Annotated in this window: 26 protein-coding genes; 11 read left to right on the top strand and 15 right to left on the bottom strand. The window is 62.3% G+C overall.

The window, feature by feature from the left end:
* Positions 1–35 precede the first annotated feature (35 nt).
* Together yhbY and BM338_RS13070 are read left to right on the top strand one after the other, a co-directional pair.
* Entirely contained in the window at positions 36–332 is a 297-nt protein-coding gene (gene yhbY / locus BM338_RS13075; RefSeq protein WP_090451376.1) for a ribosome assembly RNA-binding protein YhbY, read from the top strand.
* Between the two features lie 7 nt (positions 333–339).
* A complete protein-coding gene (locus BM338_RS13070; protein ID WP_090451375.1) occupies positions 340–717 on the top strand; it encodes an Mth938-like domain-containing protein in 378 nt (125 codons plus the stop codon).
* A gap of 100 nt (positions 718–817) precedes the next feature.
* On the opposite strand, the gene BM338_RS13065 is transcribed toward BM338_RS13070, so the two are convergent.
* Genes BM338_RS13065 through surE form a run of 4 tightly spaced genes read right to left on the bottom strand, consistent with a single transcriptional unit; the run spans position 818 to position 4,018 of the window.
* Positions 818–1,852 (bottom strand): peptidoglycan DD-metalloendopeptidase family protein, encoded by a 1,035-nt coding sequence (locus tag BM338_RS13065; RefSeq protein ID WP_090451374.1) that lies wholly within the window; start codon positions 1,850–1,852, stop codon positions 818–820.
* A 55-nt stretch (positions 1,853–1,907) separates the two neighbouring features.
* Positions 1,908–2,516, bottom strand: coding sequence for a YqaA family protein (locus BM338_RS13060; protein WP_090451373.1), 609 nt, complete (start codon positions 2,514–2,516; stop codon positions 1,908–1,910).
* Between the two features lie 28 nt (positions 2,517–2,544).
* Positions 2,545–3,225, bottom strand: a complete 681-nt coding sequence (locus BM338_RS13055; RefSeq protein WP_090451372.1) for a protein-L-isoaspartate(D-aspartate) O-methyltransferase — start codon at positions 3,223–3,225, stop codon at positions 2,545–2,547.
* A 1-nt stretch (position 3,226) separates the two neighbouring features.
* Positions 3,227–4,018, bottom strand: a complete 792-nt coding sequence (gene surE / locus BM338_RS13050) for a 5'/3'-nucleotidase SurE (RefSeq protein WP_090452509.1) — start codon at positions 4,016–4,018, stop codon at positions 3,227–3,229.
* Between the two features lie 228 nt (positions 4,019–4,246).
* On the opposite strand from surE, the gene BM338_RS13045 reads away from it, so the two are divergent.
* A complete protein-coding gene (locus BM338_RS13045; protein WP_090451371.1) occupies positions 4,247–4,792 on the top strand; it encodes a Smr/MutS family protein in 546 nt (181 codons plus the stop codon).
* A 34-nt stretch (positions 4,793–4,826) separates the two neighbouring features.
* Here the strand turns inward: BM338_RS13045 and BM338_RS13040 are convergent, their stop codons facing one another.
* The 3 genes from BM338_RS13040 to BM338_RS13030 are packed head-to-tail and all read right to left on the bottom strand — an operon-like array spanning position 4,827 to position 7,778.
* Entirely contained in the window at positions 4,827–5,630 is an 804-nt protein-coding gene (locus BM338_RS13040; RefSeq protein ID WP_090451370.1) for an amidohydrolase, read from the bottom strand.
* Positions 5,618–6,763, bottom strand: coding sequence for a pyridoxal phosphate-dependent aminotransferase (locus BM338_RS13035; protein WP_090451369.1), 1,146 nt, complete (start codon positions 6,761–6,763; stop codon positions 5,618–5,620). The genes BM338_RS13040 and BM338_RS13035 overlap by 13 nt, the downstream gene beginning before the upstream one ends.
* Before the next feature lie 49 nt (positions 6,764–6,812).
* Entirely contained in the window at positions 6,813–7,778 is a 966-nt protein-coding gene (locus BM338_RS13030; protein ID WP_090451368.1) for a LysR substrate-binding domain-containing protein, read from the bottom strand.
* A 115-nt stretch (positions 7,779–7,893) separates the two neighbouring features.
* Between BM338_RS13030 and BM338_RS13025 the strand changes: the two genes are divergently transcribed.
* On the top strand, positions 7,894–8,481 hold the full coding sequence (locus BM338_RS13025) for an FMN-dependent NADH-azoreductase (RefSeq protein WP_090451367.1): 588 nt from the start codon (positions 7,894–7,896) through the stop codon (positions 8,479–8,481).
* Between the two features lie 41 nt (positions 8,482–8,522).
* On the opposite strand, the gene BM338_RS13020 is transcribed toward BM338_RS13025, so the two are convergent.
* The 3 genes from BM338_RS13020 to BM338_RS13010 all read right to left on the bottom strand — a co-directional run bounded on the left by BM338_RS13020 (position 8,523) and on the right by BM338_RS13010 (position 11,430).
* A complete protein-coding gene (locus BM338_RS13020; RefSeq protein ID WP_218156350.1) occupies positions 8,523–10,199 on the bottom strand; it encodes an amidohydrolase in 1,677 nt (558 codons plus the stop codon).
* A 131-nt stretch (positions 10,200–10,330) separates the two neighbouring features.
* The gene (locus BM338_RS13015) at positions 10,331–10,606 is read right to left on the bottom strand and encodes a hypothetical protein (RefSeq protein ID WP_255367301.1); all 276 of its coding nucleotides are present in this window, start codon (positions 10,604–10,606) and stop codon (positions 10,331–10,333) included.
* 500 nt (positions 10,607–11,106) lie between these two features.
* A complete protein-coding gene (locus BM338_RS13010; RefSeq protein WP_090451366.1) occupies positions 11,107–11,430 on the bottom strand; it encodes an EF-hand domain-containing protein in 324 nt (107 codons plus the stop codon).
* 653 nt (positions 11,431–12,083) lie between these two features.
* Here BM338_RS13010 and BM338_RS13000 point away from each other — a divergent pair.
* Positions 12,084–12,287, top strand: a complete 204-nt coding sequence (locus BM338_RS13000) for a hypothetical protein (protein WP_090451364.1) — start codon at positions 12,084–12,086, stop codon at positions 12,285–12,287.
* A gap of 114 nt (positions 12,288–12,401) precedes the next feature.
* Here the strand turns inward: BM338_RS13000 and BM338_RS12995 are convergent, their stop codons facing one another.
* Both BM338_RS12995 and BM338_RS12990 read right to left on the bottom strand, forming a co-directional pair.
* Positions 12,402–13,478 (bottom strand): glycosyltransferase family 4 protein, encoded by a 1,077-nt coding sequence (locus BM338_RS12995; RefSeq protein ID WP_090451363.1) that lies wholly within the window; start codon positions 13,476–13,478, stop codon positions 12,402–12,404.
* Positions 13,475–14,221, bottom strand: a complete 747-nt coding sequence (locus BM338_RS12990; RefSeq protein WP_090451362.1) for a polysaccharide deacetylase family protein — start codon at positions 14,219–14,221, stop codon at positions 13,475–13,477. The genes BM338_RS12995 and BM338_RS12990 overlap by 4 nt, the downstream gene beginning before the upstream one ends.
* Positions 14,222–14,499: 278 nt before the next feature.
* Here BM338_RS12990 and BM338_RS12985 point away from each other — a divergent pair, with 278 nt between their 5' ends.
* From BM338_RS12985 to BM338_RS12975, 3 genes are all read left to right on the top strand, one after another.
* Positions 14,500–15,087 (top strand): DUF4337 domain-containing protein, encoded by a 588-nt coding sequence (locus BM338_RS12985; RefSeq protein ID WP_090451361.1) that lies wholly within the window; start codon positions 14,500–14,502, stop codon positions 15,085–15,087.
* A gap of 90 nt (positions 15,088–15,177) precedes the next feature.
* Positions 15,178–15,999 (top strand): DUF3304 domain-containing protein, encoded by an 822-nt coding sequence (locus BM338_RS12980; protein ID WP_090451360.1) that lies wholly within the window; start codon positions 15,178–15,180, stop codon positions 15,997–15,999.
* 690 nt (positions 16,000–16,689) lie between these two features.
* Positions 16,690–18,348 (top strand): S53 family peptidase, encoded by a 1,659-nt coding sequence (locus tag BM338_RS12975; RefSeq protein WP_090451359.1) that lies wholly within the window; start codon positions 16,690–16,692, stop codon positions 18,346–18,348.
* 128 nt (positions 18,349–18,476) lie between these two features.
* On the opposite strand, the gene BM338_RS12970 is transcribed toward BM338_RS12975, so the two are convergent.
* Together BM338_RS12970 and BM338_RS12965 are read right to left on the bottom strand one after the other, a co-directional pair.
* On the bottom strand, positions 18,477–19,721 hold the full coding sequence (locus tag BM338_RS12970; RefSeq protein ID WP_143109299.1) for a hypothetical protein: 1,245 nt from the start codon (positions 19,719–19,721) through the stop codon (positions 18,477–18,479).
* Between the two features lie 290 nt (positions 19,722–20,011).
* Positions 20,012–20,254 (bottom strand): hypothetical protein, encoded by a 243-nt coding sequence (locus BM338_RS12965; protein ID WP_090451357.1) that lies wholly within the window; start codon positions 20,252–20,254, stop codon positions 20,012–20,014.
* Positions 20,255–20,531: 277 nt separating this feature from the next.
* On the opposite strand from BM338_RS12965, the gene BM338_RS12960 reads away from it, so the two are divergent.
* Both BM338_RS12960 and BM338_RS12955 read left to right on the top strand, forming a co-directional pair.
* Positions 20,532–20,897, top strand: coding sequence for an FHA domain-containing protein (locus BM338_RS12960; protein WP_255367300.1), 366 nt, complete (start codon positions 20,532–20,534; stop codon positions 20,895–20,897).
* Between the two features lie 7 nt (positions 20,898–20,904).
* Positions 20,905–22,599 (top strand): protein kinase domain-containing protein, encoded by a 1,695-nt coding sequence (locus BM338_RS12955; RefSeq protein ID WP_090451356.1) that lies wholly within the window; start codon positions 20,905–20,907, stop codon positions 22,597–22,599.
* Positions 22,600–22,602: 3 nt separating this feature from the next.
* On the opposite strand, the gene BM338_RS12950 is transcribed toward BM338_RS12955, so the two are convergent.
* Positions 22,603–23,355: a LysM peptidoglycan-binding domain-containing protein gene (locus BM338_RS12950; RefSeq protein WP_090451355.1), complete on the bottom strand. Its 753-nt coding sequence runs from the start codon at positions 23,353–23,355 to the stop codon at positions 22,603–22,605.
* A gap of 644 nt (positions 23,356–23,999) precedes the next feature.
* Between BM338_RS12950 and BM338_RS12945 the strand changes: the two genes are divergently transcribed.
* Entirely contained in the window at positions 24,000–24,437 is a 438-nt protein-coding gene (locus BM338_RS12945; RefSeq protein WP_090451354.1) for an RcnB family protein, read from the top strand.
* Positions 24,438–24,446: the final 9 nt, after the last annotated feature.

Raw genomic sequence — 24,446 nt, 5'->3', positions numbered from 1 at the left:
TACGGTCCATTCGCCGCGAATCCGAGACTGAACGCATGGCACTTTCCCCTTCGCAGCGCCGCTACCTGCGCAGCCTCGCCCACGACTTGAGCCCGGTGATCCTGCTCGGCGCCAAGGGCGCTACCGACGCCGTGCTCAAAGAACTGGACCAGGCCCTGTCCCATCATGAGCTCGTCAAGGTGAAGCTGTCGGGTGGCGACAAGGAAGAGCGCGACGCGCAGATCAGCTTCCTCGCCGAAGGCACTAAATCCGAGAGCGTGCAGCAGATCGGCCACATCGTGGTGCTGTTCCGCCGCAACGAAGACGAACCCAAGCTCGCCCTGCCCCGCTAAGCCGCTTATGGATCTCTCACTCGACCGTCCCGGCGAATACCTGTTCGTGCGCCGCGTCGGCGCCCGCAGCATCACCGTGGTCGACCGCGAGTTCACCCGCAGCCTGTTGCTGGCTCCGGATCGCACGATTGAAAACTGGCCGGTTACTCACGCCAGCACGCTTGACGCGGGGCACGTCGAGACCATCCTGGAGCTACAGCCTGAAGTAGTGATCCTGGGCACCGGCGAGCGCCAGGTGTTTCCGGCGGCAGCCTTTATGGCCGGCTTCCTGCGCAAGGGTGTCGGCATCGAAGTGATGGACAACGCCGCCGCTGCACGCACCTACGACCTGCTGGCCGGCGAACGCCGGCGCGTGGTCGCCGCCTTTATCCTGCCCGAGAACTGAGCTTTTTGTAGGAGCCCGCCCTATGGGCGAAAAACCTACGAAATGATATTTCTGCAGGGTCGCCCACAGGGTGGGCTCCTACCCGAAACACTCGGCGCGGTCATCGCGACGGCAGATAGCCCAGCGGATCGACCGGATTGCCGTCGCGGCGGATCTGGAACTGCAGCTCATCCCGAGTCGAGCCGGTCGAACCCATCTCGGCGATCTGCTGCCCGGCGCTCACTCGCTGCCCTTCCTTTACAAACCGCTTGCTGTTGTGCCCGTAGGCCGATAGGAAGCTGTCGTTGTGCTTGATGATGACCAGCTCGCCATAGCCCACCAGGCCGTTGCCGCTGTACACCACCACGCCGTCAGCCGCCGCGCGCACCGGATCGCCCGACTTGCCCAGAATTTCGATGCCCGGAATCGCGTCACCACTCTGGAAACGCTTGCCCAGACTGCCGTCCGCCGGCCAGCGCCAGTTGACACCACCGTTTGAGCGCGTGGCGCCAGATGCCACTGGAGCGGGCGCCGGCGTGGCTGCCGGTGGCGGAGCATGTGTCGGCGTGGGAACGCCTGCCACCGGCACGACCGACGTGGCACTCGCGGGCGCCGTGCCTGAGGTCGCTGCAGTGGCTACAACTACCGGTGCCGCAACCGCTGCAGCAACGGGCGCACTCACCGGGAGTGCGCTATGTGAACTTGCCGGCGGAGACGGCGGAACCGTCTGGAAACCCGGCGCGGTACTCGCCGCGGCCGTCGAGTGCGCCGCCACCGTTGCCTGGGAAGCCACCGTTGCCGGATGCGATGCAACCACAGGACGGCTCGCACTTGCTGCCGAAGCTGCACCTGAAGAAGAGAGCTTCAAGGTCTGGCCCGGCCAGATCGTGTAAGGCGCGGCAATGCCATTCCAGGACGCCAAGTCGCGAAAATCCACGCCCTTGCGGAATGCGATGGAGTAAAGGGTGTCGCCCTTTACTACCTGATAGGTCCCGCCCGGCGCGGCAGCGCGCGCCGCTGGGCTAACCGTTTGCCCACGTCCGCTACCGGCCGGCTCCACCACCACCGAGCTGCGGGGCGATACGCAGGCGGCCAGCGTCAGAGCGGCCGCGATGGGAGCGAGAAAACGAAGATATCCATTCATGCGCGCCAGCATACCCAGCCGTAACGGTATTTTCATGCGGGCCTTCCTTACCGTTTATACCAGTCGTTCAGCGCAGCCAGATCCACCACACCAGCAACAAGGCGAGGATCACGATCGCCGCCCAGCCAATACGCTCGATGTGCTTGTGCAGGAGGCGCTCGGCTTTCTCGCCGAACAGGCGGATTAGCAGCGCCAGCAGCCACACGCGCTTACCGCGGCCCACTGCGATGCAAACCATGAACGGAATGATCGGCACACCAACGATACCCGCCGCCCAGGTCACGAACTTCATCGGCACCACCGGCTGCAGCGCCGCCAGTGCCAGCACCACCAGCAGGCCCAGCCAATGCGTATTCATCTGCGCACGCAGGCTTTCCACACCCTGCTCGATCGGTGCCAGCAAATGCAGCGCGTCGAGTACAGGGTGCAACGCCTGAAACGCCCAATGTCCTAACGCGTAACCCACCAGCGAGCCGAGCAGCGAGAACAACAAGCTGACGTTGGCGTAGAAAAACGCCTTATGCCGCTTGCCCAGCATCATCGGCGCCAGCATCACCTCCGGCATGATCGGGAAGATGAAGGCTTCGACGAAGCTCAGGCCACACAGGTAATACACAGCCCTGGGGTGACGCGCCCAGGTAAGAGCACGGGCGTACAGCGATCCGAACAGGCGCATCAGGCGCTTCCTTGATGGAGGTGGCGCATCAACCGATGCCGCCGAGCAGCGGCACGAAACTCACCGCACCGAGTTCTTCCTGGATGAAGTCGCCCTGTCCGTCGCCGCGCATGCGAATCAACGTCTGGTGGCTCGGCGAACCCACCGGCGCGACCAATACACCCGTGGGGCTCAGCTGATCGAGCAACTGAGTCGGGATGGCATCGCCGGCCGCCGTGAGGATGATGGCGTCGAACGGTGCCTCATCGGGCCAGCCGAGCTTGCCGTCGTCATGGCGCGAACGAATATTGGTCAGCCCCAGCTGGCGGAAGCGACGGCGCGCCTGGCGCAGCAGCTCCTCAATGCGCTCCACCGTAAACACCTGCGGCACCAGCGAGGCCAGCACTACGGCCTGATAGCCAGAGCCGGTACCCACTTCGAGCACCTTCTGCGGCATGCCGAATTCAAGCAAGGCCTCGGTCATCCGCGCCACGACCCACGGCTGCGAGATGGTCTGGCCGTGGCCGATCGGTAGCGCGGTGTTCTCATAGGCGCGCGAATGCAGCGCCTGATCAATGAAATGATGGCGCGGCAGATTGCGGATTACGTCGATCACGCGCTGGTCGCGAATGCCCTCTTCCTTGAGCTTGGTCGCAAGGCGATCGCGCGCGCGTTGCGAGGTCATTCCCTCGCCTTTGAGTGCGGATGGCGGCAACGGATGCACGTTCACCTCATGCCGCCTTGTCATCGGTTTTGGTCGCCATGCCGTCGGACAACGCATGCGCCCAGCTGCTCACCTTCTCCAATGCCTGGAAACGGGTCAGATCGACATGAATCGGCGTGACGGACACATAGCCGCGCCGTACGGCGTCGAAGTCAGTGCCAGGACCGGCATCATCCACATCGCCGGCCGGGCCAATCCACCAGATGGTCTTGCCGCGCGGGTCGGTCTGCTTGATGCACGGCGCCGAGCGATGCCGCTTGCCGAGCCGGGTCACCTCGAAACCGCGGATCTCGTCCCACGGCCGGTCCGGCACATTGACGTTGAGGATAGTGTCCGCCGGCAGCGGATCGACCAACAGGCGCTCCATCAGCAACAGCACAGCCTTGGCCGCCGAGTCGTAATGCTCACCCTTGTGGTCCTTGCTGACCAAAGACACCGCGATCGCAGGAAGGCCGAGAAAGCGCCCTTCCATCGCCGCCGATACGGTGCCCGAATAGATCACGTCGTCGCCAAGATTGGCCGAGTTGTTGATGCCCGACACCACGATGTCCGGCTCGTAGTCGAGCATGCCCGCCAGCGCCAGATGCACGCAGTCGGTGGGCGTACCCGCCACGCGGTAATAACCGTTATCCATCTGCAAAGCGCGGATCGGCGCATCGAGCGTGAGCGAGTTGCTGGCCCCGGAACGGTCGCGATCGGGAGCCACCACTGTGACCTGGCCGACCGCACTGAGGCGTTCGGCGAGCACGCGGATGCCCACTGCATCCACGCCATCGTCGTTACTGACAAGAACTCGCATCATGATCCGTTCAAAGCTGATATCCGGCACGCCGCCCGCAAGCTCCCCGGTGCGCTCCGTAGATCTTGAAGTCTACCCGAGCGGGCCAACGGTTTCACGGCCGCGGTCACGCCCAAAGCAGCTCGAAACACTTCTCCACCTACTGGCTGGATACCAGGAAAGCACCAACACCGTGATCACCGAACCAGAGGCGCATCGGCGCGGTCCATCTTGGTTAGGATGCCTGCCATGAAACGCCGCCCGCCCTCTCCTGTCAGCGACGACGATACCCGCCTGTTCCGTGAGGCCATCGGCGAGGTGCGCCGGTTCGATCCGGTTGAGCCTCCACCGGCCACGCCCAAGCCGGAGCCGTATCCGCACATGCTGGAGGCCGATGAAGCGGCGGTGCCGGCCGAGCTGCTCGATATGGCCTTCGACCCCGGCGTACTGGAGGTCGGCGAAGAACTCAGTTACCTGCGCGACGGCTATCCGCCGAAGCTCCTCAAACAACTCAAGCGCGGCCAGTTCAGCGTGCAGGACGATATCGACCTGCACCAGATGAATGCCGCGGCGGCGCAGGCCACCATCGCCGACTTTCTCGCCGAGGCGCGCCATCACGGCTTGCGCTGTGTACGCATCGTGCATGGCAAGGGCTTGCGCTCAAAAGCGAGCGGGCCGGTGTTGAAGGTGCTGACCGACCGTCTGCTAAGACGGCGTGACGACGTAATCGCCTTTGCTTCGGCACGGCCAATGCAGGGCGGCACTGGCGCCGTGGTGGTCTTGTTGAAAGCGTGATCGCACATTGAGGCGAGCCCCAATCTGCCGCGCCTCACTCGATATGCAACGAAAACTCGTCTGCATCCATCCATGCCGGAAACCGCTCGCGGTGCGCCAGCAACGGTGCGGGATCGAGCGTCACCGTCACCACTTGCTCCTGCGAACCTAGTTCTACTAGCGGCTCGCCCACGGGATCGAGCACCGCGCTGTCGCCCGCATAAGGCAGATCATTGCCATCCACACCCACGCGATTCAGGCCAATCACATAGCTCAGGTTCTCGATCGCGCGCGCGCGCAACAGCGTGCGCCATGGCTGACGACGCGGCGCAGGCCAATTGGCGACGAACAGGGCAAGGTCGTAATCCATGCCACCCACCGCACTTTCCAGGCGGCGGTTGCGCAGCCACACCGGGAAGCGCAGGTCGTAGCAAACCTGCGGCAGGATGCGCCAACCCTTCAGCTCGACAATGAGACGCTCATTGCCACCGCCATAACGGGTGTGCTCACCGGCCATGCGGAACAGATGTCGCTTGTCGTACTGCGCATAGCTGCCGTCGGGCCGCACCCACAACAGCCGGTTGTACACCGTATCGCCTTCGCGAATCGCCAGACTGCCGCAGATCACGGCATCCACTTCGACGGCCAACGCACGCAGCCAAACCACGCCTTCGCCATCCATGGTCTCGGCGCTGGCATGCGTATCGTTGCTGAAGCCGGAGAGAAAAGTCTCCGGCAACACAATCAAATCACTCTGATCCGCCACGCTGCGTACCAGCGCGCCGTAGTAATCGCGATTGGCCGGTGCGTCATGCCAGCGCGTCGCGCCCTGCACCAGACTCACTTTCAGAGTTTGCATAGACGCTCCGCGGCGGCTTCCATGGTGGCATCGCTCTTGGCGAAGCACAGGCGAACCAGGCGGGTATCAGGGGCGGTCTCATAGAACGGCGCCAAAGGAATCGCGGCCACGCCGCCCTCCTTCACCAGCCACTCGCAGAACGCGACATCCGGCTCGTCACGAATCGCCGAGTAGTCCACCAACTGGAAATAACCGCCCGGCACATCCAGCAACTTCAGGCGCGTTGGCTTGAGCAACGCGCGGAAGCGGTCGCGCTTGGCCTGATAGAAAGCCGGCAGTTCCAGGTAGTGCTCCGGCGTACTCGCCATGAATTCGGCAAATGCCAGCTGCGCCGGATGGAAGGTGCAGAACGTGAGGTACTGATGCACTTTGCGAAACTCGGCCGACAGTGCTTTTGGCGCCACGGCGTAACCGAGCTTCCAGCCGGTGCAGTGGTACGTCTTGCCGAACGACGACACCACAATGCTGCGCTCAGCCAGTTCGGCATGGCGTAGCACGCTCTGATGCAGCGCGCCGTCGAACACAATGTGCTCGTACACCTCATCCGAGAGCACCACGATCTCGGTATCGCGCACGATCGCCGCCAGCGTATCGAGATCGGCCGCCGATAACACAGCGCCCGACGGGTTGTGCGGACTGTTGATCAGGATCATCCGCGTGCGCGGCGTGATCGCATCGCGCACACGCTGCCAGTCGATGCCGAAATTGGGCAAGGTCAACGGAATATGCACCGCCTTCGCGCCCTGCAAGTCAATCGCCGGCTCATAGCTGTCGTACGCCGGGTCGAACACGATCACTTCGTCGCCCGTGCGCACCACGGCTGCAATAGCGGCGAACAGGGCTTCCGTCGCGCCGGAAGTTACCGTCACATCCGTATCGGCATTGATGCGGCGCCCATACATGCGCTCAGTCTTCAGCGCGATCTGCTCACGCAGCGGCGCCAGGCCAATGCCTGGCGCGTATTGGTTGCGGCCTTCGGCCATTGCACGGGTGATGGTGTCGCGCAATGCTTCCGGCGGCTCAAAGTCCGGAAAACCCTGCCCCAGGTTGACGGCCTTATGTTCCAGCGCGAGCTGACTCATCACGCTGAAGATGGTGGTACCCACCTTCGGAAGCTTGGTTTCGATATGCATGGGCTCAGGGGTTTGGAAGGCCAAACGGAATGCTAGCACGCTCTGCCAATTACACTTCCGGCAGCGGACGCTTACTGCATTCCTCGTGCTTCTGCAGTGTGGCGGAAGGCAGCCGCTCGGCCAGGAAGTCAACAAAGGCGCGCACGCCTGGTAACAAGCCGCGGCGGCTGGGATAAACAAAGTGCATGGTGCCCTCGGGCACGCTCCAGTCAGGCAGCACCACTTCGAGTTCACCGCGGGTGATAGCCGGCGCGCACACGAATTCCGGCAACAGCGTGACGCCGATACCACGTCGCGCCGCCTCCAGCAGCACCGCAAAGTCACCGCAGATCAGGCGTGGCTGGATGTCCACTACCACGCGCTCGCCGTCGGCGCCGATCAGCTCCCAGCTCTGCGCGCCCTCGTGCTCGTTCATGGCCAGCGCCGGGATCGCCGACAGATCGGACGGCACCTGCGGGCGCCCCACCTGCTTGAGCAGCACCGGACTGGCCACCGGCAGCACGCGCGACTGGCCGAACGTGCGCATGACCATCGTCGCGTCAGTGTCCAGCTTGCTACGCACGCGGATGGCCAGATCGAAACCTTCGCCGATCAAATCCACGCGGCGGTTGGTCGCCTGCAACCGCACCTGCACCTTGGGATGTTGGGCCAGAAAGTCGGGCAGCACGTGCGCCACGATGGTCTGTGCCAACGAGTTGGGACAGCTCACACGCACCACACCGCGCGGCTCGGCGCGCAATTCGTCCACCGCATCCTGCGCGGCACGCGCCTCTTCCAGCACCGCGCGGCAATGCGTGTAGAAGCGCTCGCCAACTTCGGTCACCACAAAGCGCCGCGTGGTCCGCTGCAGCAGGCGCACGCCGAGGCGTTCTTCCAGCTGCGCGATGCGCTTGCTCAGACGTGACTTGGGGACACCCAGCGCACGACCGGCGGCGGAGAAACCGCCGTGTTCCACCACTGAGGCAAAGAAATACAGATCGTTGAGATCCTGCAGGGCGCCGTCCAGTACGATCATCACTGTTCCCATTTTCGAACAATTAGTTCAAAAAAGGCCGACTTATCGACCCACTGTTCCAAGTATATCGTTATTCCCGTCGCCGGCCAGACCGGCTCGTGATCGAGGAATCGCCATGAAACTCCTGCATATCGACGCCAGCGCCCTAGGCAACCACTCCGTTTCCCGCGGCCTGACCGCCGCCATCGTAGCCGAGCTGGTCCGCGAACAGCCGGGCCTGGAAGTCACCTATCGCGACCTGGCTGCCCAGCCGCTACCGCACTGGACCCCGGTGGCCGACGCCGCCGATCCAGCCGCCCTGCTCGGCAATGAAGTGATGGAGGAATTCCTTGCCGCAGACGTCATCGTAATCGGTGCGCCGATGTACAACTTCAGCATTCCCAGCTCGCTGAAGGCCTGGCTCGACCGTGTACTGATCGCCGGCAAGACATTCCGCTACACCGAAAACGGCCCGGAAGGCCTGGCCAAAGGCAAGCGCGTGGTCATCGCCTCCAGCCGCGGCGGCATCTATAGCGAAGGGACCAGCGGCGTGGCCGTGGATTTCCAGGAGCCCTACTTGCGCGCCGTGCTGGGCTTCATCGGCATCACCGACATCGAGTTCGTCCGCGCCGAAGGCGTCAATCTCAGCGCTGACCACAAGACCGAGGCGCTGAAGACCGCCCAGGCGTCGATCGGCGTCGTGACGACCCGCAAGGCCGCCTAAGCTACGGCTTTAACAGCCACCCCAGGCCAACGCCGCGCAGATCATCGCGCGGCGTCGGCTTTTCCTGCTGTATAGACCGCCTTGCCATCGACCCAGGTGCTCAGCGGTTTCAGGTCGGCGATCTGCCGCGGCTCGATCGTCAGCGGGTCAGCGTTAAGCAACACAAAGTCGGCGCGCATACCCGCCTTGAGCATGCCCACTTCACGCTCCATGAAACCCGCGTAAGCCGCGACGCGGGTGAAGCCCACCAGTGCCTGGATGCGACTCACCTTCTGATCCGGCAGCCAACCGCCCGGCGGCTGACCGGCCAGATCCTGACGGGTGATCGCGGCATACAGCCCCAGCATCGGATTCACGCTTTCCACTGGAAAATCCGAGCCAAACGCCAGCGGCACGCGCTCGTGCAGAAAACGCTGCCAGGCATAAGCACCCTTCAAACGCTCGGTACCCAGGCGCTGCGCGACCCACGGCATGTCGGAGGTGGCGTGAGTGGGCTGCATCGAAGCGATCAGATGCAATGTGGCGAAACGCGAGATGTCGTCCAGCGCAACGATCTGCGCATGCTCCACACGCCAGCGGTGATCCGTCGCCGCATCCTTGCCCAGCACCGCCTGATAGGTATCGAGCACCATGCGGTTGCCACGATCACCGATCGCGTGCGTCGCCACCTGCACCTTGCAACCGTGCGCCTTCTCCACCGCTACGCGGTAATCCTCCGGCGAAGTGACGAAGATGCCCTTGTTGCCATGATCGTCGCTGTAGTCGCTCAACAACGCGGCACCGCGGCTGCCCAGGGCACCATCCATATAGAGCTTCACCGTATGCATGCGCAGCCGGCCGCTCGGATCGATCCACTGCCCGCCTTGCGCGCACAGCCAATCCAGCGCCGCATGATTGCCGTCAGCCATTTCATAGAGGCGCAGCGGGATCTCGCCATCCTTCGCCATCTGCTGCAGCACCTTGAAGTCGTCCAGGCTCACGCCGGCGTCATGCACGCCGGTCAGGCCGGTTGCCACGGCGTCATCGAAAGCTTGCTTGTAAGCCTCGCGCGTTTGTGCCGGCGTCATCGGCGGAATCGCGCTCCGCACGAGTTCCTGCGCGCCATCCACCAATACACCGCTGGCACGCGTACCGACGCGCTGGATCCGGCCGCCATCCGGCTGCCAATCGCCGTCCAGCGACTTCTTCGCACGCTTGATCGCCACCGTGTTCACCCAGGACGCGTGACCATCGACGCGCTCCAGATACACCGGCCGGTCAGGGAAAGCCGCATCCAGATCCGCCGCACTGGGGAAAGCCTTCTCGGGCCACAGGTTCTGGTCCCAACCACGGCCCAGTACCCATGCGTCCTTCGGCAGCTTCGCTGCCCATGCCTGCAGGCGCTTGACCACTTCCGCCTTGGAGCGTGCGCCAACCAAATCCGCCTGGCTGCGCAGTACACCCAGCCCGAGCAGGTGTCCATGCGCGTCGATCAACCCCGGGATCACCGTGGCACCGTGCGCGTCTACCGACTTGGCGTCGCGATACTGCGCCTGCAATTCGCTGGTGGTACCCACGGCGAGCAAACGGCCGTCATCACCCCATGCCAGCGCGGTGGCCTGCGGCTTGTCCGGATCCAGCGTGTGTATGTGGGCGTTGACCAACAAAGTGGTCGCCTGCAACGGCAGCACAGCCATCACCAGTACGGCGATCAGGGCGCGGCGAATCGACATCGACATGAGCGGCATCCGTCAGAGAGATCGCCGCACTTTGCCCAGATCACTGAGGTGAAACAAGCGCCGAAGGCGGGGCATCGTCACCCGGCCTCTTTACACCGAGCCTCCGCGAGCAACGCAGGGGCTCTACCCCTTCAGGCGGCGGCGACCAGCGGAATGGGCTCCGGCCGCGCATATTGCGCGAGGCGGATCGATGATTCCGGCCCCGGCATCTCGACGCACACCGTGCGCCCGGAGCGCACGTGTTCGTCGCGCGCTACTTCGCGCGCCAGGGTAATCGCCGGTCCAAGCCGTAAATCACTGAACAGGGAAAACCCCGAGCGGCACACACTCCACTGACCATCGGGCGACTGCTTGAGCGAGTAAACGATCATCTGCGCGACCTGTGCGGTGGAAGGACGTCGGGTCATCGGAAGCTCCAGCGGGCACGGCCGCATCTTCCTGACTCGCCGACTTGGAAAGAGTGCCTTTTCCTATGGATTTCTCCTATCAGCCCCTTACGCAGGTGTTTGTAGGCGCGAGACTACTTATATGTCGGTGCGGAGCGTCGCCCGCCGCAAGATGGGTTCCTGAGGGCGCCTAGAGTCTTGCCGCCACCAGAAATTGAATCACCTCAAACAAATCAAACAATGCGTTGAATAAACTGAAGTTATTCAAAGATAACTACCAGTACCAGACGATTCGGCACCCCAGAAATAGAAAAGGCGCCCCGAACCAGGTACGGGGCGCCAAAGCCTTAGCTCAGGGGCGTGAGCCATGCAGAAGAACACCCCGGTCATCGGCTGGCGCAGGCATTTCGCCCACCGCCTGACTCACGGGGCAGAGAAAGCTTGCGCCGATCCCTTGCGACGACCTAGCGGGGATCAGCGCATCCTTCTGTAGGGGTTTTCCTATCCGATTCTTCTGACGCTTAATCCGGCTTCGCCGCCGAGGATGCTGCTGCCGGCGCCGGTCGCTGTCGCGACTGCAGATAGGCCGCTACATCCTGCTTGGACACTTTGCCGCGATGCTCGCGATCGATCTGATCGAAATGGTGCGCAATGAACGGCACGTTGCCCTTCTCGGCCTCGTCCTTGGTCAACATGCCATCGTGATCGCGATCCGCCGCATCGAAATTTTTGGACGCCATATCCAGCTTGGACGCTAGCCGCCCTACTCCCGCCTGAGCTGAAGCCCACATAGGCAGGCCGAGACCGATGGCAACAATCAATGCGGTGCGCGCAATGCGATACATGAGAACTCCTCCAACACGACGAAAACCAGGGGCTCCAATTATCTACCAAGGCCCTTCTCGGTTGAGGCATTCACGGATGGCAAATTACGTTTGTCCGAATTCCCCAGCACCGTCGCGGCGCTGATAGCGTCGTCGCGGTTTGGAAAACGTTTCGCCGTAACCCCGAAACGCCCCCGGACGGCCGCGCCATCCTGCAAGAGACGCCAGCAACCCCGCCATAGCCCCGAGGCATCCGGCCCATCAGCCCAAGCCTCGATCAAGACGAGCGGCATGTGTGTTTCCAGCGAGGCGGTAAGAATCCGACCGTAGCCCCATTCCATGACACTGGCAATCACAGCCGCCCGCCGCCCGGCATTGCAGGGACATAACAACTCGATCCGTCCGTAGGAGTAGGGTGTCAAGATACAGCTGGATCACGCCTCAGACATCGAGGCGTTGTGGTACCAGCGCATGCACAACGCACTTGAGTGCATGTACGTGTAGAAGCAAAACGGTTCGACCCACCTGTCGATTGGAGTTAGGCCGGCCACGTAACGGTTTTCCGGGCACGGCCAGCTTTCACTCTCCAGTTCGCGACGCACTCTCCCGCATTTTGGAGAGCCCGAAAACTTTCGGCCTGTCGATATGGCAGCCGATCTCAAGCGAGCCTATTCATGAATCAACCGCCCAAACCGCTTTCGCTTGCCAGCATTCACGACGTCTACAGCGGCGCCACTCACAACAAGCCCGAACGCAGCACCGAAGAAAAAGCCGCGCCGGCTTACCGCACGACCAAGCAGTTTGCGAGAGACCCTGCGCACACCGGCACTGCCCCTACACGCCCGACTGCACCCAATACGCGCATTCGCAGCAGATAAGTGCCTGGCGTCAGGCTCGCCTGGCTTTCGGCCCGCACAGGCATCCATCCGAAAGGCCATCGCAAGATGGCCTTTCTTGCGTCGGTGCCAGGCAACCTTCAAGCGGGTGTGTTTCTAGTGATCCGCCAGGATCTTCACGAACTCATCCGCAATGACGGTCGTGCTGAAGTGCTCCTGCACGTACGGCCGCGCCGCCTCGGCCATCGGCCGCCGGAACGACGCATCGCACATTTTCAGAATGGCGCTGTGCCACGCACCCGCATCACCTGGCGGCAGAAGCAACCCCGTCACATCCGGGCTCAACGTTTCCGGCACGCCACCAACGTTGCTTGCCAGCACCGGAACCCCCGACGCCTGCGCTTCGATTGAAACGCGACCAAACGTCTCCGGGGAAATCGACGGAAACGCCAGCATTGACATCGCGTTGTAGTAGGGGCTGACGTCATGCGTCCAACCAACAAAGTGATGCCGTGCCGCCGCCGGACCCGCGGTGGCACGCGCGCGCAGGTCCTGAGCTTCCGGGCCATCGCCCAGCCAAAGACAATGCAGGCGTGACTCTTCCACCATGGCCGCCGTCGCCGCTTCAAGCAAAGTGAAAATCCCCTTGCCACCGTGCATGCGGCCGGCATAACCCAGCACTATGGCTTCGTCGTCGATGCCGAGCGACAGCAGGGTCGCGCCGCGCTGACGCGCGTCTGGCCGGCATCGCGCCAGGCTGACCGGGTTATAGAGCACACGCACCAACCCGGCCGGCACACCACGATTGAGGTACGCCTGGCGGGCATAGTTGGACACCGCGAAGAAACGCTGCGCCAGGCGCGGAAGCAGGTAGCCCGACAATCGCTTCATCGGCGGCGTGCGATGACGAAACAACGCCACCGGCACGCCGAGCAAACGCCCGATGACAATCAGCGGCCAATACTCCTTACCGAAGTTGCCCACCAGCCAGTCGGGCTTCGATTGCTTTGCAGCCGCCATCACCTTGGCGTATCCACGTAGGTCGTATGCATTGCGAAACACGGCGCCATGCAGGCGGACGTCCGAATGGGCGAGCTCTTGCGCAATCAGGCCACCAGGATAAGCCACTACGTTGACCGAATGCCCCACCTCTACCAGCGCCTGCGCAAGCGCAACGAAATGCGTGGCACCGCCAGTGTTCTCGGGATTGGTGCCCACGAAAAGAAACTTCATGCGCGCCGATCCTCGTACCCGGTCAGCGTTCGCATGGCGAATTGCGGTAGAAAATGATGTCTTGCCACTTGCACCCGTGGCAGCCGCCACAGATCCGAACCGGGCACAGCACGCCCACGGCGCGTCATAGTGGCCGCCGTATAGCCTGCATCCCGGGTGGCTTCGGCGACGCGATCGTCCGCATCACCGTAGGGATAGCAAAACTGCGTGACCCCCACGCCAAGGCGATCTTCCAGATCGGCCTTGCAACCCTGAATTTCGTTGCGCAACTGATGATCGTCGCATTGGGTCAGGCGGGGATGCGTTTGCGAGTGCGCGCCAATCTCCATGCCGCCGCTGTGCCACGCTCGCAACTCCTCAACCGACATCAGGCGCTTGCGAATACCCAGGCGCTCCGCGTCCCACGCGTTGAAACGGCCAATGCTTCCGCTGACCACATAAACCGTCGCGCTGAAACCGAATCGGGACAGTACGGGCAGCGCAGCTTCAAGGTTGTCGGCATAGCCATCATCGAGCGTGATCACGGCAACGCGGCCGCGTTGCTCTCCCCGTAAGTAAGGCATGGCGGCGGACATCGACAAACCCGTATACCCCAGGCGATGCAGCAACCACATCTGGCGGGTGAACGTCTCGGGACTGACGTACAAACTGCGATAGACACGCAGATCGCGCGGCGCCCGCGCGATGTTGTGGTACATGAGGATGGGCAGTCTGTCTTTACCGCGGGATACCACTTGCTCCATGTCTCCACTCCGGAAGGCTTGCTCCGCCCGGACCCGTCGCCGTCATGCCACCGAACAGCTGCTCGGCCTGACCTCGCACAAACCATGGGACTGGATCCGGTCGACGCTTGTGGGGAAAGCCAAGCCATTCCAGCAAATCAGGCTGTCGTCGCGCTGTCGCCCGTAGCAGCCAGGGGATGGGGCGCAAGAAAAGTTTCTCCCCGAGACTTCATTCGCCTTCCAAAGCCCCGCTCTGGCGCGCATACAATGCGCCACCCTCGCCAGCGGATACGCGCACCATGCCCGAAGAGATCGAAGTCGACACCGACAAGCTGCGCGAAGCCATCGCCGAAGAAGTCGAACGCGAAGGCGGCAATTTGCTGCGCACCGTTGCGCTCAGCACGGCGGTATTCGCTGCCCTTGCCGCGATCACCTCGCTGCAGGCGGGCAGTACGGCGAACGAAGCCTTGATCCTCAAGACCGAAGCCACGGCCTTGCAGGCCAGAGCCTCGGATGTATGGGCGTACTACCAGGCCAAAGGCCTCAAGGCCGCCATAACACGTAACGCGCAAGGCGCCTGGATCGCGGCGGATAAAGCACCGCCGGCGAAGCTCGCCGAGGATGAAACCCGCTACCTCAAGGAACAGCACGAACTCGACACCCAGGCGCGCGAACTCGAACACGAACGCGACACCAAATCAGCCGAAGCCGATCACCTAATGCATCAGCACCATCGCTATGCCGAATCGGTGGCGCTATTGCAGGTAGGTATCGCACTGGGTGCGGTGGCAGCGCTTACACGCAAGCGCCCTGCCTGGTGGGCCTCTGTCGCCCTCGGGCTCGTTGGCTGCGCGTTGTTCGCCTATGCGTTCTTCAGCGGGTTCTAAGGCATCGCACAACCCGGCACCCTTGCCATGAAAAGCACCGCCACCTAACGTGTCCACCGCGCCACGTCAGGTGGAAGAAAGGATCGAAGCATGGACGCAACAAAACGCTCTCGCTGGAAAGCGGCCGCATTCGGCGCCGCCATCGGCGCTTTAATCACCCTGATCATTGCCGTCATCCTGCTTTTCAGCCTGCACTCGCCAGCCAGTGGCGGTCTTGGCGGCGCTCTGGGTCAAGCCATCTTTCTAGTCATGCTGCTGGTGGGTGGCGTCCCCCTTACCGGCATCCTGGGCGGCATCGCCGGCATGGTGCTGCTGCGCAAGAAGCGCTCCTTGCGCTACGCGCTATGGGTCATCCCGCTCACTGCCATCCTATTGCCCGCGCTGATCATTGTTGTCGGCTTTTGCGCCATCGACGGCATCCAACACAGCTTGGCGGATTACCGTTTTGACCACAGCCTGCGCGTGGCAGTGGTCAACTACGCGCCAGCGCCAGTCACCGAAGTCAATCTGGAGTTGATGAAAACGGCATACGCCGGCCGCATCAAAGAATTCCAGGAGCAGGTGTTCTATCCGAACAACCAGACAGTGACCACGCTGGACAACAACACATGGAACATTGACATCCCCCTGCCCCCGTGGAAACCGTCGTTGGCACTGGACGTTTCCTGGAAGCGCTCCACACACGACGACCAATTCCTGCACAGCTCCCCCGGCATTGTCGAAGACAGCGGCGAACTTCACGCAGTGGTCCGCGTGCCCCGCTACGAAGGCACCAGCGGCAAGGTGCTCATGATCGTTTTCCTGCCCAACGACCGGGTTCGCATGGAAGTCGTCGACTCCCAGAGTTCTCACCGCGAGGTCGCTCGAACCACCGACACCGATGCCGCGCAGGGCATCGTCAGCGGCCACTAAAACCATCGGATCAATAGCGAAGCTGCCAGGTGCGGCACACCGTGCTCATAACGCGATGTGCCGCAGGTGATCACAGGGCACTAATCGCCAGCCACTTTTCCTTGCTTCAACTTCTTCGCGTATTGATTGAGAAAGTGAACCGCGACGAGTAACCCACCCCTGCACTCCAATGCCAGCGGATCATGCATCGCACCGTCGACATGGTGTTGGCCTGCGTGCCCTCAAGCGCATCGCTGCGATGCATGCACACACGCCACCGCATCCACAGCTATAGCTGTCGCGAATCGAGTAGGCCTCTCAACAGCCTACCAAGGGACTCGGCGAACTGTTCAAGCGCCGTGAAGAAGATCCATATGTCGATTCTTCCCTCGTCTATTCGTCGAGGTGATGCTGGAAGGCGTTTTCAGGCTATCGAGGAGTGTTGACTAAGCATATCGGCCGATCGATTCGACAGCGTCTATTACGGAAGAGTCGGTGCGCTCCAAAGGTGGTCATTCATCAGTAACACCGCATTACCTCTGCGTAGTGCCGGCTATCCAAAAAGAGGCAAGGAGCGTAGCGCCGATGCTCTTGGAGTCGAAAGCAAACCATCCAGCCAAGGTGTCGCGCGCAAGCGCGGCGTTTCTTTTTGCGGTGTGTCCGCATTCTCGTTAGAGGTGCCGCGCTGCCGCTTCAGCTGAGGAGTCGAACATGTTGAATCGTCTTCGTATCAAGCTGTTGATTACCGCCATGAGTCTTGCCGCCGCCGACTCGTGGGCCGGTCCGGCGAACGATGCCGCGATGGTTAGCCTTCATCACGCCACGTTACTGCGTCAGGGCGATGCGATAATGGGACCGCTGCCCTCGTCGCAGCCCATGCATGTCGTGGTGGCGCTGAAGCCGCGCAACCAGGATCAATTGGACGCCTATATGGCGCCCCCCGGCTTCAAGCCACTAACGCCGGAACAGTACGACGCGCAATACGCGCCCACGGAAGCACAGGCCGAGGCAGTGGCCGATCATCTTCGTCGAGCTGGCTTGACCGATGTGAGAATCGGGCGCAATCGACTGATGGTGGAAGCCTCTGGCCGCGCCGATGCTCTGCAGGCGGCGTTCGCCACCCATTTGGTGCAAGTGCGAACGCATGACGGTCGTGATGCCTACGCCAACGCCAGCGATGTGCGGGTTCCCGCAGTATTGCAAGACTCCGTAGTCGCCGTGCTTGGCATGCAGAATGTGCACAGGTTGCGTACCTATGTCAGTTCTGAAGTGAGAACCGGAGACCCCGCGCCACCGGGAGTGACCTTTCCGCACAACCCTACCGATTTTCCCACCATCTACGGTGCACGTCGTCTACCCGCCGCGACCTCGGTTACGCCGGGCATCATCACCGCAGGCGATATGACAGCAGCGAAAAACCATCTAAAGCTCTTCACCGCGATAGATAGGTTGCCCAGTGTCGACGTGAAGGTGGTCGGTCCAGGTAGCAGCGATACGAGCGGTAATCCCGAGTGGGACCTGGACACTCAGGCCATCGTCGGGATGGGCGGCGTGCGGTCGCTGGTCCTGTATGACGGCGTTTCATTGAACGATCCCGATATCTACTCCGCGCTCTATCTGGCACTGACTGATCAGGTCAACGCGCCACCGATCATCAATGTGTCGCTGGGCGAATGCGAGAACGACGCTCGGGCGAGTGGCCTAGTCGCCAGCGACGCGCTCTTCCAGGCCGCGCAGAGTCAGGGCAGGACCTTCTCCGTAGCTTCCGGTGACTTTGGTGCGGATGAGTGCGGCAATGGCGGAACGACGCCTTGGTACCCGGCGAGCTCGCCCTATGTGCTCGCGGTTGGCGGTACCACGCTATCCGCCACGCCGGTGCTCAATATCTGGAGTGGCGAAACGGCATGGAAAGGCAGTGGAGGCAGTCCCAGTACGTTCGAGCTGATACCGTCGTGGCAGCGCGGTGTCGCTGGGATCACTAACCAAACGTATCGCGCTGTACCGGATATCGCCTACGACGCGGACACGAACTCCGGGGCATTGATCGTCACCGATAGTAGTGTGCTGGGAAGGCCACCGGGCACGCCGGTGATCGCCCCGCTCGCTGGCACCAGTCTCGCCTCACCGATATTCGTCGGCGGGTGGGCCCGCATCATCCAGGCCAAGGGCTACAACCCGGGCTTCGCGCCCCCCTTACTGTATGCGCTTGCGCAAAGCCGGTTCTACGCAAGGGCCTTCCACGACATTACCTCCGGCAACAACATCAGCACTTCCGGCGGCAGTAACGGCTATTTCGCCGCGCCGGGCTGGGACTACACCACGGGCTGGGGCAGCTTGGTCGCCGATAACGCGGTGAACCACATCCCCTAGCGAAGACTGTGCGATCACTCCAGCTCCTCCGCTATTTGTAAAGGGAGGGGCTGGAACTTAGCGAGCTATTCAGAGCTGCTTTCGATTCCCAACAATCATTGTCTGCGGCTCCAAGCAACCGAGTCTCTCTACTCCCGATCCGTCCCCGCCTCCTCCACCTCCCGCAACCCAAACGGATTGCATCGCAGGTGGAAGCTATCCTGCGACATGCCTTCCTCTTCCTCGGATTGCGCCACTAATTCGGCGAGGGTTTTGCGCTCATCCGGTGACCACGACGTATCGCTTGCACCACGACGCACCAGTGCCTTGGCCAGGATCGAATCGCTTTCCTGTAAGGCCAGGCGCAGTGGATCACCCTCTGGGCTGGCCGGGGTGATGCTGGCGCCCATGGCGATCAAGGAATCGAGCACGCTATCCATCCGCCCGCGATAGGTCTCGGCGGCGGTCTGGTTTCCCCAATGGATCAATGCCATCCAAAGGTCATGCTGGGAAGCCGCGTCAACGTGATAGCCCTGTGTCGCCAGCCACGCCAGCGAGTGTTCCGCACCGCGCCCGGTAGCGACGAGGATCAGGCTGCCTTCTTTGGCGGATGACAGCGGTTTCGACGGATCGGCGCCTGCCTTGATCAAGGCTTGCATGCCTTCGGGATGATCGCCTGCCGCTGCGCCCCACAGTGCTGCGTGGAGATCATCGACGGTCCAGAACGGCTGCAACGCGCTGATCATCTCGGGCTGATAGCGCAAACCCGCCAGACCCGACACCGGCATGGCGATGTCGAACAGCGAGCCACCCTGGCAGCCGTGTTTGTTGCTGCGTTCGGTGTAGAGGTGCTGATACTGCGCTTTATCGAGGCTGCTCAATTGCCATGCGAGTACACGTAGCGCGCGCCGATCGACGGCCTCTTCCACCCAGGTGTCGTCAGCGCAGAGATCGCCGCACGCCTTGAGTTCGCGTTCGAAGTCCTGGGTGTCATCTTTGGTAATGGCGTCGACGATCTGGTTCTGATGCGCGCCTTGCCTCAGGCTGCGCTCGCTTTTGAGGTCTTCCAGGTAGGACCTGGCGACCGAGCCGCCGCCCACCAGCAGCACGACACTCGCCAGCCACGCATGCACCACAAACAGTTTGCGCTCCGCTCCGGCGGCTAGCCGCCAGGGACGCGCGAACACGGTGTACAACCCAAACAGCAACAGGGCGGCGCCGGCCACGGCCAGACAGGCAAGCAGCAGCAGGCCCATGGCCATCGCGGTGCCGTAATCGCCACCGCCGCGCCCCATAAAGATCAATGCAGTAACGAGGATTGAGGCCCAAAGCCCCAGGACCGAGAGGCTCAGCAGGAATCGCAGCCCGGCATTGGATCGAGTGTTGTCGCTCACGTGGCCTCCATGTCGCGTGTAAGCCAGTGCGGCTCATCAATGTGATGCACTTGGCATTTCCGTCGCCCAGGCCCGATGCCTAGGAATAGTCTGATTCTGAGTGATCGCGCGGAAAACGACCATGCCACCGGCCCTGAGGCGGGGCTTTCGACGCGCCCCCGCTCGAAAGCAATCCCCTCTCACTGGCCACTTTCCTACAAGCCAGGAGGGCGTGTACCGGCGAGCACGTCGGCGGCGACCGAGCCTACTGCTATGGCTCGGTCGCCGGGATTCTTTGAGCGATGCCCCTATCAGCCGTCATCTTCAAGCCAGTGCCACGCACCGCTCGCTTCAACGTCGACGCTTTCAACTCTGACGGATAGCTGTGCGCCATCCTTGTTGCGCCAGGTTTGCTCGCCGCGCTTTCGATCCACACCGTAAAGCGACGATCCGGATTCGACAGGACATGGGCCTGCGATTTCCCCGAGCACATACCCTTCGGCCAACTGCGCCGCGACTCGGTTCCCGTTGACCCATACTTTGGCCAGCCTCATAGCCTCCCCCTTCCCTGATGCCACCGCACCCATCCAGGGCGCGACAGCGGGGAAAGCCTACCGAAGGTGCTGTTGTGGATATAGTGGCGACCCGCTTTTGATGCCAAGGCATCCGATGAACCAGCCGCGCCCGATGCCCTCCCGCTCTCCCAGCCGACCCACTGCGGGTCCGCAGGGAACCCGACTGTTTTCTGCCGAGGAGTTGCATCGGCTCGCCAGTGAGGTCGAGGCAGGGTCAGATGGCCGGGCCAGCGTGCACGAGCCGGTGCTCCAAGGCGTGAGTGCTGGGCTCGAGCGCCGCCGCCATTCGCTGCGCTCCGGTCGCCAGACCATTGGCCGGCGCAGCGACAACGACATCGTGGTGGATGACCTGAGCGTCTCGGCGTCGCACGCGTGGATCATCAACCAGCATGGCCACTACCTGATCATGAATACGCTGTCGACTAACGGCACCTTCGTCAACGACAAGCGCGTGCATGAGGCGGTGCTCAAGCATGGCGACCGCATCCGTCTGGGTCAGGCCGAGTTTGTGTTTCGCACGCGTGAGCGTGGGCTGCCACCGCCCTCTCTTCTCCGTTATCTCGCGGCTGGTCTGATGGCGGCGATCGCCGTAGGCGTTCTGATCTGGCAGCTTGCCAAGTAACCGCCTTATGACCGACCGCTTTCCGCGGAGCGTTGGCCGCTATCGCATTGATGGCATCCTCGGTAAAGGCGCCACGGCCGTGGTCTATGCCGGGTTCGACCCGGATATCGAACGCGAGGTGGCCATCAAATGCTTGCATCGGGAAGTAGCGGACGATCCCGGCTACCGCAAGCGCTTCCAGATTGAGGCGCGAGCCGCTGGCCATCTGACGCACCCACACATCGTTACGATCTTCGAAGCCGGCGAAACTGACGATGGACGTCCGTATATCGCGATGGAACGGCTGTCCGGTGAGACTCTTGCCAGCCGCGTCGCCAGTGAAGGTTTCCCTGCGCCAGAGATAGTCATCGAGCTGGCGAGCCAGATCGCGGCAGGACTCGACTACGCGCATGCGCAGAGCATTGTCCACCACGACATCAAACCCGAGAACATCATGCTGGCCGAAGGCTGGCATTACGCGAAGATCGCGGACTTCGGTATCGCCGAGCGTCGCCGCACACGTCAGGCACCGGGCGACGCTCCCAAGGAGATCGGCGGCACACCGACCTATATGGCGATGGAGCGTCTGCGTGGCGAGCCCAGCGATGCGCGCAGCGATCTGTTCTCGTTGGGCGTGGTGTTGTTTTGGATGATCACCGGCAAGCTGCCCTGGTCGGCGACCGGCGATGTACAAGAGCTACTCAAGGAACGTCTGCGCACGCCGCTGCCTACGATCGAGCCGCGCGATCCGGCCACCCCTTCGATGCTGGTTGACGTTGCACGCACCTTGCTGGCGCCCATGCCGGATACGCGCTATCAGCGCGGTGCCGAAGTGGTCGACGATCTGCGCGCGGCGCGCCGGGAGTACGAACGACTGCACGAGAAGCCGCTGGCCGCCCGCATCATATCGCTACGCCTACGCTGGGCCGGCATGCTCGGCGCCACGCTTACCTTGGTGCTACTGCTTGGCCTGGCCGCGATCTATGCAAAGCAGAACACTGCCGTCACGGGCCTGGCCCAGGATTTCGGCCAGTCGATGGGTCGCATGATCGCCAGCGAGTCTGCTGAAAATCTGTTGCTTGGCGATCGCGCCGCTACCCGTGCGTTGGTCGAGGACGTCTCGCGCAATCGCCAGATTCATTACCTCGCCATCGCGGACCGCACCGGTCACGTGATCGCGAGCACCCGTCCGGATGAAATCAACGGCGAACTGCCCGCCCCCACCGTACCGCAGCTACAGACCTCTTCGGACGGCGGGGAAAGCTATCTTGCGAAGGACGATTCGCAGGCGGGCGAAAGCCTGCTGTTCGATGTGCCGATCCGCTATCAGACCAAGGCAGTAGGCGAGCTACGGCTAGGCATCAATACCGAACCGCTGCGCGCGGCTCAAAGAACCACGCTGGGGGTCATTGTTGCCGTGTTGTTGGTGACACTGGTCGCCGTGGTTGGCGCTGCCTACTGGCTGTTCCGTCAGCCACTGATGTTGCTGGATCTGCTGGGCGACGCCTTGCTGCGTGTATCGCGCGGCGACTTTGCCCATCGCATCCGCCTGACTCGTCGAGACGAGCTTGGGCGGCTGTTCCATACGTTCAACCTGATGAACAGCGCGCTCCAATCGCGGCAGCATCCGAGCACGCGTGCAGCCAGACCTGCGGCGGTCGAAGACGTCACTCAACCGACGCAGGTCATGCCTGCGTCACCGCCCGAAAGGGAGCCCGGCTAAAACTCAGAGTTGCGTGAGGCGCTTCTTGAGCTCCAGCGCACGTGTGCGATAGATCGTGGCCGGTTCGTAACCTGGATCGATGGCCAGCACCCGGTCCCACAACGCAATCGCCGGATCGAGTTGCTGATCGCGGTACAGCACGATGGCTCGCTGGTGATATGAGGAAAGCAACTGCGTACGCAAGGACGCAGCCTCGCTGCTGCTCGGCTTCAGCTTCGGGTCGAGGCTCAATGCATCGCCGAGATGGGCCAATGCTTGTGCTTTCTGCCCTTGACCAAGCAGAACAACGCTCTCCTTCTGCAGCCGGATAGCCTTCGTTGCGGGTGATTCGGTGTCCGGCACAGCGCCAGAACGCACCACCAGGGTGTCGGGGGATGACGCCTCCCCACCGCTGGCTGCCGCCAATCCTTGTGACATCACGCTCTTGGCCGATGCCGGTATACGCAAGGTCTGGCCGGCGCGCAGCACCGATGGCTGGGTCGAGTCGTTGTAGCGAGCGAGCACAAGAAACAAACTAGCGTCGCCGAGATAGCGTGCTGCCAGGGAGCCATAAGAGTCGCCTGTCTTCACGACATACGTTCGGGAGAGCGCGCCGAGCATTTGCACCGGATCGCCCGTGAGCTGACGCAGCATGGCCTGCGCCGCGCGATCACCGGGATGCTGTCGCAGGTACTGCCGCAAGGCTTTTTCACCCGCGGCGTAATGTCCCTGTTGCAGATCGCCACGGACGATGGCGGTGAGTGAGGTCTCCCTCACCGATTCCGTATCCGCCGTTTCGACTGGCGCCGGCGCAGGTGCTACGGAAGGAGGAGTCGTCGACGTCGGCTGTCCTCCCATCTTCGACCTGAGCGCCTTCATCTGCGCACATCCCCCCAGACCCAACATGGCCGCCAAGAAAACGGCCGCCGTGGCTGGCTTCCACTGGAAGCCATCGACCACATTCCCCTGTACTTTCATCATGCTTGAGTCATTGCTCCGCGTGAACCGACCATCAGGCTAACTCAATCAGCAGAAACGCCAATCAGCCCGTCTTTACCGCTGTACTTGCCCGGCATCCCCTAACCGAAGCCGCCGCTTACCTAGGACTATTCTGATAGATACTGGATAAGACATGCTGGAATCTTTGCTCGCCTCCAGGCACGGTCCACTGGATGGCAACGGGTAATTCGGTCCCCTGCTGATGCGCCCACTGGCCCCCGAAAGGGGGCCTTTCTCTTTCTGGGAGGTTGCTTTCCTACTCAACGCTTACTGGCTGAACGGATGGCGAGCAGCATCCTAACGACCCTTCCTAGTAGCTCAGTCGTTCAGGTGAAAACTCTTAGCCTCTTTCCTCGGAAGGGGGCTTCCGCTCCAGGCCATACGCGGTATGACCAACCAGTTCACGTCTTGGGAGATCTGATATGAAACGCTTCTTCGTCGCCGCGGCGTCGCTATCGCTGCTTGCGCTCTCCATCAGTGCGGCAGCCGCACCGTGGCAAGACAGGGATCGCGATCACGACCACGGCTGGTCTGACGATGGACACGGCCGCAGCCATGATCGCGGCCATGATGATGACGATCGCGGCCATGGCCGAGGTCATGACGACGACCGTCGTGGTTATGGGCGCGACGACGACCATCACGACAATGGCCGCCACCTCGGCTGGGACAGGCATTACGGGCGTGGCGACCGCCTGCCCGAGCGCTATCGCGTTCGCGAGTACTACGTCGACGACTACTACAGCTACCACCTGCACGAGCCGCGTCCTGGCTATCGCTGGGTTCGTGGCGACGGTGGCCAGTTCGTACTGATCGCGATCGCCACCGGCGTCATCACTGACATTGTGCTTGGCAACTAAACGGAGACA

The sequence above is a fragment of the Dyella sp. OK004 genome, from assembly GCF_900114495.1.
Classification (GTDB): Bacteria; Pseudomonadota; Gammaproteobacteria; order Xanthomonadales; family Rhodanobacteraceae; genus Dyella_D.
The sequence above is the reverse complement of the archived record's forward strand: the minus strand, read 5'-3'. Positions and strand labels throughout refer to the sequence as shown.

Bases quoted from the DNA above. Each gene is read 5' to 3' on its own strand.
- yhbY (WP_090451376.1), top strand. From the start codon at position 36: ATGGCACTTTCCCCTTCGCAGCGCCGCTACCTGCGCAGCCTCGCCCAC.
- BM338_RS13035 (WP_090451369.1), bottom strand. From the start codon at position 6,763: ATGCATATCGAAACCAAGCTTCCGAAGGTGGGTACCACCATCTTCAGC.
- BM338_RS13060 (WP_090451373.1), bottom strand. From the start codon at position 2,516: ATGCGCCTGTTCGGATCGCTGTACGCCCGTGCTCTTACCTGGGCGCGT.
- BM338_RS12980 (WP_090451360.1), top strand. From the start codon at position 15,178: ATGGACGCAACAAAACGCTCTCGCTGGAAAGCGGCCGCATTCGGCGCC.
- BM338_RS13065 (WP_090451374.1), bottom strand. From the start codon at position 1,852: ATGCTGGCGCGCATGAATGGATATCTTCGTTTTCTCGCTCCCATCGCG.
- BM338_RS13025 (WP_090451367.1), top strand. From the start codon at position 7,894: ATGAAACTCCTGCATATCGACGCCAGCGCCCTAGGCAACCACTCCGTT.
- BM338_RS12990 (WP_090451362.1), bottom strand. From the start codon at position 14,221: ATGGAGCAAGTGGTATCCCGCGGTAAAGACAGACTGCCCATCCTCATG.
- BM338_RS13045 (WP_090451371.1), top strand. From the start codon at position 4,247: ATGAAACGCCGCCCGCCCTCTCCTGTCAGCGACGACGATACCCGCCTG.
- BM338_RS13015 (WP_255367301.1), bottom strand. From the start codon at position 10,606: ATGACCCGACGTCCTTCCACCGCACAGGTCGCGCAGATGATCGTTTAC.
- BM338_RS13010 (WP_090451366.1), bottom strand. From the start codon at position 11,430: ATGTATCGCATTGCGCGCACCGCATTGATTGTTGCCATCGGTCTCGGC.
- BM338_RS12945 (WP_090451354.1), top strand. From the start codon at position 24,000: ATGAAACGCTTCTTCGTCGCCGCGGCGTCGCTATCGCTGCTTGCGCTC.
- BM338_RS12975 (WP_090451359.1), top strand. From the start codon at position 16,690: ATGTTGAATCGTCTTCGTATCAAGCTGTTGATTACCGCCATGAGTCTT.
- BM338_RS13020 (WP_218156350.1), bottom strand. From the start codon at position 10,199: ATGTCGATGTCGATTCGCCGCGCCCTGATCGCCGTACTGGTGATGGCT.
- BM338_RS13030 (WP_090451368.1), bottom strand. From the start codon at position 7,778: ATGATCGTACTGGACGGCGCCCTGCAGGATCTCAACGATCTGTATTTC.
- surE (WP_090452509.1), bottom strand. From the start codon at position 4,018: ATGCGAGTTCTTGTCAGTAACGACGATGGCGTGGATGCAGTGGGCATC.
- BM338_RS13000 (WP_090451364.1), top strand. From the start codon at position 12,084: ATGAATCAACCGCCCAAACCGCTTTCGCTTGCCAGCATTCACGACGTC.
- BM338_RS12985 (WP_090451361.1), top strand. From the start codon at position 14,500: ATGCCCGAAGAGATCGAAGTCGACACCGACAAGCTGCGCGAAGCCATC.
- BM338_RS13070 (WP_090451375.1), top strand. From the start codon at position 340: ATGGATCTCTCACTCGACCGTCCCGGCGAATACCTGTTCGTGCGCCGC.
- BM338_RS12955 (WP_090451356.1), top strand. From the start codon at position 20,905: ATGACCGACCGCTTTCCGCGGAGCGTTGGCCGCTATCGCATTGATGGC.
- BM338_RS12965 (WP_090451357.1), bottom strand. From the start codon at position 20,254: ATGAGGCTGGCCAAAGTATGGGTCAACGGGAACCGAGTCGCGGCGCAG.
- BM338_RS12995 (WP_090451363.1), bottom strand. From the start codon at position 13,478: ATGAAGTTTCTTTTCGTGGGCACCAATCCCGAGAACACTGGCGGTGCC.
- BM338_RS13040 (WP_090451370.1), bottom strand. From the start codon at position 5,630: ATGCAAACTCTGAAAGTGAGTCTGGTGCAGGGCGCGACGCGCTGGCAT.